4 protein-coding genes are annotated in these 3,738 nt (G+C 69.4%); all 4 read right to left on the minus strand.

Going from position 1 to position 3,738, the window contains the following annotated elements:
• Positions 1-1,282: lactate utilization protein B (locus WA805_RS09030; protein WP_425242115.1), on the minus strand; the 1,282-nt coding region annotated here is incomplete at its 3' end.
• Between the two features lie 26 nt (positions 1,283-1,308).
• Positions 1,309-2,037, minus strand: coding sequence for a (Fe-S)-binding protein (locus tag WA805_RS09035; RefSeq protein ID WP_422278999.1), 729 nt, complete (start codon positions 2,035-2,037; stop codon positions 1,309-1,311).
• Between the two features lie 35 nt (positions 2,038-2,072).
• Positions 2,073-2,426: a dihydroneopterin aldolase gene (gene folB, locus WA805_RS09040; RefSeq protein WP_422279001.1), complete on the minus strand. Its 354-nt coding sequence runs from the start codon at positions 2,424-2,426 to the stop codon at positions 2,073-2,075.
• Between the two features lie 10 nt (positions 2,427-2,436).
• A partial coding sequence (locus tag WA805_RS09045; RefSeq protein ID WP_425242114.1) for a glycosyl hydrolase family 65 protein occupies positions 2,437-3,738 on the minus strand: 1,302 nt, incomplete at its 5' end.

Raw genomic sequence — 3,738 nt, forward strand, 5'->3', positions numbered from 1 at the left:
GCCCGGCGACCAGCCGCCCGAGCGAGGCGACGCGCTGCGCCGCGGCCAGCCGCCGCGGCGAGCGCAGCACGTAGCCCGAGGCACCGAACACGATCCGTTCCGGATAATGCTTGTGACTTTCCACCACGCGAGCCCGCTGCTCCACCAGCACCTCAGGGATGTTGATCGCGACCGGGCACACCTCGTAGCAGGCGCCGCACAGCGACGAGGCGAAGGGCAGCGACGCGTCGATCGCGGAGTCCACGCCGCGCAGCTGCGGGGACAGGATCGCGCCGATCGGTCCCGGGTACGGCGAGCCGTAGGCGTGGCCGCCGGCCCGCTCGTACACCGGGCACACGTTCAGGCAGGCCGAACAACGGATGCAGCGCAGCGCCTGCCGGCCGGTCTTGTCGGCGAGGGTGTCGGTCCTGCCGTTGTCGAGCAGCACCAGGTGGAAGTCCTGCGGGCCGTCGCCGGGCGCGACGCCGGACCAGATCGTCGTGTACGGGTTCATCCGTTCCGCTGTGGAGCTGCGCGGCAGCAGCGCGAGGAAGACCTCGAGGTCCCGCCAGGACGGCAGCACCTTCTCGATGCCGACCACCGAGATCAGCGTGTCCGGAAGGGTCAGGCACATCCGGCCGTTGCCCTCGGATTCGACGACGACCAGCGAGCCCGTGTCGGCGACCGCGAAGTTCGCGCCGGAGATGCCGACCGTGGCGGTCAGGAACTCGTGCCGGAGGTGGGCGCGGGCGGCGGCGGCCAGCTGGGCCGGTTCGTCGGTCAGGCCGGGCGGCGCGTCGTCCATGGTGCGGCGGAACAGCTCGCCGATCTCCGCCCGGTTGAGATGGATCGCCGGGACGAGGATGTGGCTGGGCCGGTCGTCGCCGAGCTGGACGATGAGCTCGGCGAGGTCGGTTTCGATCGCGGTGATGCCTGCTGCCTCGAGCGCCTCGTTGAGGCCCGTCTCCTGGGTGGCCATCGACTTGACCTTGACGACCTTCTCGGCGTGGGCCTGCCGCACGAGGTCCGCCACGATCGCGTTGGCCTCGGCGGCGTCCCTGGCCCAGTGCACGTGGCCGCCTGCCCTGGTGACGTTCTCCTCCAGGCGGACCAGGTACGTGCCGAGGTTGGCCAGCGTGTGGTCCTTGATCGCCTTCGCCGCCTGGCGCAGCTGCTCCCAGTCGTCGAGCTCGGCGACCGCCTTCGCCCGCTTGGTCCTGATCGCGGTGGTCGCGTGGGTGAGGTTGCGGCGGAGCTGAGAGTTCGCGACCGCGCGCTTCGCCGCGTCGGGGAAGGCGGGCATGCCGAGGTAGGTCGGCATGCTGCCGGTCACGCGGCGTCCCCTGACGCGAGGATCTCCGCCAGGTGCATGCTCCGAACTCCGGTGCGCATCCGGGACAGCGCGCCGCCGATGTGCATCAGGCACGAGTTGTCCCCGGCGCACACGACCTCGGCCCGCGACTGCCTGATCGCGGCCACCTTGTCCGCGCACATCGCCGCGGAGACGTCCGGGTTCTTCACCGCGAACGTGCCGCCGAACCCGCAGCACGTCTCCGCGTCAGGCAGGTCGACGAGATCGAGGCCGCGGACCGCGCGCAGCAGGCGCAGCGGCGCGTCACCGACGTGCATCATGCGCAGCGAGTGGCAGGTGGGGTGATATGTCACCCGGTGCGGGAAGTACGCGCCCACGTCAGTGACCCCGAGGACGCCGGTGAGGAACGTGGCCAGGTCGTGCACCCGCGGGGTGAGCGCGGCGACGTCGCGGGCCAGGGCGGGATCGCCTTCGGCCAGCACGGGGTGATACTCCCGGACCATGGCCGCGCAGGACGCGGACGGGGTGACGATCGCCTCATAGCCGTCGAAGGCGGCCGCGAAGCCGCGCACCATCGGCGCCGCCGCGGCGCGGTACCCGGTGTTGAAGTGCATCTGCCCGCAGCACGACTGGGCCATCGGGAACTCGACCCGGTGGCCGAGCCGCTCGAGCAGCGTGACCACGGCCTTGCCGGTGTCGGGATACAGCGTGTCGGTCAGGCAAGTGACGAACAGGCCGATCCGCATGATCCGCACGTTACTAGAACCAGGCTGCCGATGGGCTACCGGCTGCCGCGCTCGACGGTGACCACGGCGGTGTACCCGTCGCGGGACAGCGGCTTCGCCACCTCCACCCGCACCCAGCCCAGCGGGTAGTCGGCGAGCAGCTGCCGCGCGACGCGTTCGGCGGCGGTCTCGATCAGCTGGAACTCGCCCTGCGTCACGACATCCGTGACAGTCTGCGCGACCGCCGAGTAGTCCAGCGCGTCAGAGATGCGGTCGCTGGCGGCCGCCTTCGCCACGTCAGCCGCCATATCCACGGCGAGCACCAGCGTCTGCTCGGTCTCGCGCTCCCAGTCGCGCACCCCGATCACCGCGGAGACGCGCAGTTCCCTGATCGAAACCGTGTCGGTCACGCCACCGATGCTAGGCCAGCCCGAACACGGCCCGGTCCCCCGGGCAGAGCTCGCGAACGTCGCCCGGTATCCCCGCCCGTATCGGGTGGCTCGCACCGTCGGGATGAACAGCTACTGTCAGCTGGCCGCCGCCGAGCGTGACCAGGAGCGGGGTCTCCCGGAATTGGAGCGGGAACGACAGGCCATCCAGCCCGCTGGGGAGCCTGGGGGTGAAGTACAGAACGCCGTCGCGGATCTGGGTGCCCGCGTAATACCGTTGCACCACCTCGAGTGTCCCGGCCATGACGCCCATGTGGATCCCTTCCTGTGTCGTGCCGCCCTGGATGTCGTCGACATCGCTGCGGAGCGCGACGAGGAATCGCTCCCACGAGCTCTCCGGGTCAAGGGCGGCGAGCACTCCCGCGTGCGTAACAAAGCTCAGCGTCGAGCCGTGCGAGGTGCGCTGGTCGTAGTACGCGATGTTCCTGGCGGCCGTGTCGGAACCGTAGTCGTACCCCAGCCGCTCGAAGATCTCGCGCAGCTCCTCGTCGGAGAAGAGGAAGAAGAGCATCACCGTATCGGCCTGCTTGGCGATCTTGTAGCGATCGGGGTCGTCGCCCTCCGCGCGCAGGATCCGGTCGAGCCGCTGGATATTCTCGTACTTCGCGCGGTAGGCGTCCCAGTCGAGTTCTTCGAGCTCATCCCAGCCTTCGAACTGGCTGATGATTCCGCCGGAATCGAACGGAACGAACATCCGGCGGCTCATGTCCTGCCACAGCGCCAGCTCGTCGTCACCGATGCCGAGCCGTGCGCGCAATCCTTCGGCGCTGCTCGCCGACAGCAGCGACGGCAGCTTCGCGGCGATGTCGCACAGCCACGCCACCATGACGTTGGTGTACGCGTTGTTGCGCAGCCCGCCCTGCTGCGCGCCCGGATACTTCTCGTGGAACTCGTCAGGGCCCATCACGCCGTGGATCTCATAGCGCTCCCGTGCGGAGTTGAAGTGCGCTATAGACGCCCAGAACCGGGCGATGTCCAGCATCATCTCCGCGCCGTAGCTTTCGAGGAACGCGTAGTCGCTGGTCGCCTGGAAGTAGTTCCATATGTTGAAGAAGATCGCGGCGTTGACGTGCCGCTGGTTGCGGCTGAGATCGGGCTCCCAGCGGCCCGACAGCGGGTTGAGGTGCACGCGCTGGGTCTCCTCGACGCCTTCGCTCCCGCTCTGCCACGGGAACATCGCACCCCGGAACCCGGCCTCCCTGGCGGCCGCCCGGGCCTCCCCGATCCGGCGGTAGCGATACATCAGCAGCCCTCGCGTGACCTCGGGCAGCCG

The sequence above is a fragment of the Trebonia sp. genome, assembly GCF_049794275.1.
Classification (GTDB): domain Bacteria; phylum Actinomycetota; class Actinomycetes; order Streptosporangiales; family Streptosporangiaceae; genus Trebonia.

Excerpts from the sequence above, each read along its gene's own strand:
- WA805_RS09035 (WP_422278999.1), bottom strand. The coding sequence starts at position 2,037 with ATGCGGATCGGCCTGTTCGTCACTTGCCTGACCGACACGCTGTATCCC.